The sequence below is a fragment of the Planctomycetota bacterium genome (genome assembly GCA_038746835.1).
In the GTDB taxonomy this organism is placed as follows: Bacteria; Planctomycetota; Phycisphaerae; order Tepidisphaerales; family Tepidisphaeraceae; genus JBCDKH01.
The window spans coordinates 1-4,050 of sequence record JBCDKH010000253.1 but is presented as its reverse complement, the minus strand read 5'-3'; the positions used below and the strand labels follow the sequence as shown (position 1 = coordinate 4,050).

General features: G+C 65.2%; 4 protein-coding genes. 3 read left to right on the top strand and 1 reads right to left on the bottom strand.

The window, feature by feature from the left end:
• Nucleotides 1–105: 105 nt before the first annotated feature.
• Complete coding sequence (locus tag AAGI46_16130; protein MEM1013737.1) at nt 106–507, top strand: ASCH domain-containing protein; 402 nt, start codon at nt 106–108, stop codon at nt 505–507.
• Nucleotides 508–513: 6 nt separating this feature from the next.
• Here the strand turns inward: AAGI46_16130 and AAGI46_16125 are convergent, their stop codons facing one another.
• Nucleotides 514–2,553: an amino acid carrier protein gene (locus AAGI46_16125; protein MEM1013736.1), complete on the bottom strand. Its 2,040-nt coding sequence runs from the start codon at nt 2,551–2,553 to the stop codon at nt 514–516.
• Here AAGI46_16125 and AAGI46_16120 point away from each other — a divergent pair.
• Together AAGI46_16120 and AAGI46_16115 are read left to right on the top strand one after the other, a co-directional pair.
• Nucleotides 2,553–3,002: an NADH-quinone oxidoreductase subunit A gene (locus tag AAGI46_16120; GenBank protein ID MEM1013735.1), complete on the top strand. Its 450-nt coding sequence runs from the start codon at nt 2,553–2,555 to the stop codon at nt 3,000–3,002. The two genes, AAGI46_16125 and AAGI46_16120, sit on opposite strands and share 1 nt — an antisense overlap.
• Nucleotides 3,003–3,033: 31 nt before the next feature.
• On the top strand, nt 3,034–4,032 hold the full coding sequence (locus tag AAGI46_16115) for a MoxR family ATPase (GenBank protein MEM1013734.1): 999 nt from the start codon (nt 3,034–3,036) through the stop codon (nt 4,030–4,032).
• Nucleotides 4,033–4,050: the final 18 nt, after the last annotated feature.

Genomic DNA, 4,050 nt, shown 5'->3' with positions numbered 1-4,050 from the left:
TTTGCTTTCGACGCCCTTCCGTCATCGCGAGCACAGCCGAGGGATCTCGCCTTGCATCGGCCGATAAACCAGGCGAGGTCCTTCGACTCGCTGCGCTCGCTCAGGATGACGGAGGGTGCCGATGTAGTGGGCGTGGACATCATCACCCGGGCCTTGTCGATTCGTCAGCCGTACGCCGAGCAGATTCTGCGGAGCGTGAAGACGGCGGAGTTCCGGAGTCGGCCGACGAAGGTGCTGGGCGAGGCGTTCCTCATCTACGCCGCTCGCACGCCTGGGCCGACGGAGGAGTTCGCCCGCATCGGCGTCGAGCCGGGATCGCTCCCGACGGGCGTCATCGTCGGCGTCGCGACGGTCACGCACTGCAGCGAGACGGCCGACGGCTGGGCGTGGCACCTGACAGACGTCCGGCGTCTGCGTCAGGAGCTGTTGCCCGAACGTCATCCGCAGCCGACGTGGTGGCACCCCTTCGACAAGCCGGTGCGAGTTCGCGAGCCGGTTGCGGCTTGAGTCTCGTCAGCGAACGTCAACCGGCCCGGGATCGGTGGACTCTGCCTCGTGCCCGATCTCGTCGTGCATCGGCCCGGCGGTGAACCGTCCGATGTAGTCATGGTACGCCGCCATTGCCTTCATGCCGAAGAGCCACATGAGCGGCACATTGACGACGAGCATGACGCCCAGGCCGAGGGTGGTCCACATGTCGAGTTGGTCGGCTGTGCTCAGCCAGCCGGGGATCGGCAAGACAGTCACCATGATCAGGCCGCAGTAGAGGGCCTTGTAGATGAGCAGCGCCGCCTTCTGGCCACCTTCGCTAAGCCCGCTGGTGAGGAAGACGACACCCTGCTCGCCGTAGTAGCTCCACGAAATGATGGTGCTGATGGCAAACAGCCACACTGCCAGCGTGATGAGGTACTTGCCCAGGCCGGGCGTCGTCCGGTCGAAAGCGTGGCTGGTCAGCGTCGACCCGATGTACTCGACGTAGAGGCCACGGTCTTCTTCACCTGACTCGTTCTTCGCCAGAACCGGCACCCGCTCGCTCGTGATCGTCCCCCAGTCGATGTAGACGTCGCTCGTCGACGGCTGCGTCGTCGCCTCAGCAGCCGACTCTTTGACCTTGATCTCGCCGAACAGCTTCCGCAGCCGCGAGCCGCTGTCCGCATCCTTCGAGGCTTCGACACGGACGAAGACGGGCTCGCCCGGCTTGTATTCGGGAACGGCGTCCGCGTCGATGTCGCGGAACGGGTCCGTCGTCTCGAGGGTTCGGTAGAACTCCGTCTTCGACGGGAGCGACATCGTGTCGGCCAGCGTCCAGGTATCTTCGAGCGGCTCGCCGTCGTCTCCGGTCGCCTGGATGATCCGCAGATCGGTGTTAGCGGCGAAAGTGGCCTCGGCCTCACGGTTAAAGGCACCTGTGGACAGAAGCACCAGCGCCGTGATCGTGCAGACGATGACGGTGTCGATCAGCGGCTCCAAACCAGCCACGACACCTTCGCGAACAGGCTCGTCCGTCTTGACGGCTGCGTGAGCGATGGGCGCACTACCTTGCCCCGCTTCACTGCTGAAGAGGGCCCGCTTCATGCCCTGAATGATGGCGAAGCCGACAGTTCCACCCACGAAGGCCCCGCCGACGCCAGCCGTCTGGTCGTAGCCGATGCCTGCGACGACAATGTCCCAGAGCATGCCGGGGATAGCGGTGATGTTGTTTCCCAGCACCCACAAGGCGGCGAGCAGATAGACCACGCACATGAACGGGACGATGATGCTCGCCACCCGCCCGATCCACCGAATGCCGCCGATGATGACGAGGAACGTGATGCTCGCGAGAATGGCGCCGGTGTAGAGCTTGGGGAAGTTGAAGTTGGTGAAGGTCGTGTCGGCCGCGTTCCAGACTTGGAACATGTTGCCGCCGGTGGCGGCTGAGATCAGCAGCGTGACGACGAACAATCCGCCGATGAAGGCACCGACCTTGGGCAGGCCGAGCCTTTCGAAGCCGTACTTAGCAACGAACATCGGCCCGCCGTGTGGGTTCTTCGGGTCTTCGGTGTTGCGGTACAGCATCGATTGCGTGACCTCGGTCATCTTCAAGGCCATGCCCAAGATGCCGATGATCCACATCCAGAAGACGGCCCCCGGCCCGCCGAGGCTGACGGCGATCGCCACACCGGCGATGTTGCCGAGGCCGACAGTTGCCGAAAGCGCCGTCGCCAGTGCCTGGAAGTGGCTGATGGCGCCGGGATCGTCCTTCTCGTCGTACTTGCCACGTACGACGTCGATGCCATGCGTCACGGCCCGCCACTGACCAAAGAGCGTTAAAACGGTGAAGATCAAACCTGTGATCAGCAGCGTCGTGATGACGTACTGGCTGAACAGGATTCCGTTCAGATCGTTGACGAAGTTGTTGATAGCTTCCATCAGGCGTCGGCTAGGCAAATCCAGGAGCAGCGTGTCGCAGCGGCCATCATCGCGGAGCAGCGGCAGGTTGCAAATGCAAAGGGCGGACGTCGACGCCCGGCAGGCGTTGTCGCGACGATCCGTCGTGCTACCCTCGCCCAGCAATGGCGTTGCCCGACGTGACGATTTCGAGCCTTGTTGCCCCACTGGCCGTCGGCGGAGGCGATCCGCGGGCCGGGTGGCTGCCCGTCGCGTTGCTGCTGGTGATCGCGATCGGTTTCGCCGTGACGAACCTGATCGTCAGCCTCATCGTCGGGCCCAGCCGAACCGGGCCGGGCAAGGAGACGACGTACGAGAGCGGCATGGCCCCCGTCGGCAGCACCCGCCGACGCTTCAACGTCCGCTTCTACCTCGTCGCGATCCTCTTCGTCGCGTTCGACGTCGAAATCGTCATCCTCTACCCGTGGGCCAGCTCGTTTGCCGCGGCCGTGGCGGACAACTCGCTCAACAACGGGTTGGGCACGCTGATGCTCGGCGGCATGCTCGTCTTCACGCTGCTCATCGTCGTGGGCTACGCCTACGACGTGGGCAAGGGTGTCCTGAAGTTCGAGTAAGCTGTCGGCCCGTCGCCCGTCGACGCCCCGCATGGATGCCGCCCTCGCAGAGTCCCGCCTCACTCCGGCCCAGACGCCCGCGTCGATGCGCGTCAGCGATGCTGCCGGCCATGCGCGGAAGCTGGCCGACGCGATCCAGAGCGTCTTCCTCGGGCAGCGTGAGACGGTCAGTCTGCTCGTCGTCGCCCTGCTCGCGCGCGGCCACGCACTTGTCGAAGACGTCCCCGGCGTCGGCAAGACGACGCTCGCCAAAGCGCTGGCCACGTGCATCGACGGCAAGTTCAGCCGCGTCCAGCTCACGCCCGACCTGCTCCCGGCCGACCTGCTGGGCGTCAGCATCTACAACGCCCAGACTGGCGACTTCGACTTCAAGCCGGGGCCGATCTTCGCCAATATCGTCGTCGCAGACGAGGTCAACCGCACCACGCCGCGAACGCAGTCGGCCCTGCTCGAGGCGATGGCCGAGCAGCAGGTGAGCGTCGAGAACGAGACGCGACTGCTCCCGCCGCCGTTCATGGTGATCGCGACGCAGAACCCGTTCGAGTTCGAAGGCACGTACGTCCTTCCGGAGAACCAGCTCGACCGGTTCCTCGTCAAGGTCGCCGTCGGCTATCCGGACCGCGAGATCGAACGCCGCATCTTGCTCGAACGCCCCGGCGAGGCGGCGCTGGCAGAGCTGACGCCCGTCCTCGACACCCAGCAGGTCGTCGGCATGCAGGCGGCGGTCGAACAGGTTCGGATCGACCAGTCGGTCATGGACTACCTGCTCGACCTCATCGGCCGAACGCGGCAGGACGAGCGGTTCCACCTCGGCGTGAGCCCGCGCGGCTCGCTCGCGTTGCTGGGCGCGTCGCGTGCCAGCGCCTTGGTCGACGGCCGGGACTACGTGATCCCCGACGACGTCAAGTCGATGTTCCTCCCGACAGCCGGCCACCGCGTCATCACGCGGACCTACCTCAGCAACGGCGACGCCGAGGCGGGTCGGCACGTGTTGCAGGAGATCCTCGACTCGACGTCCGTTCCGGGCTGAGGTCGCCTCAACTCGCGA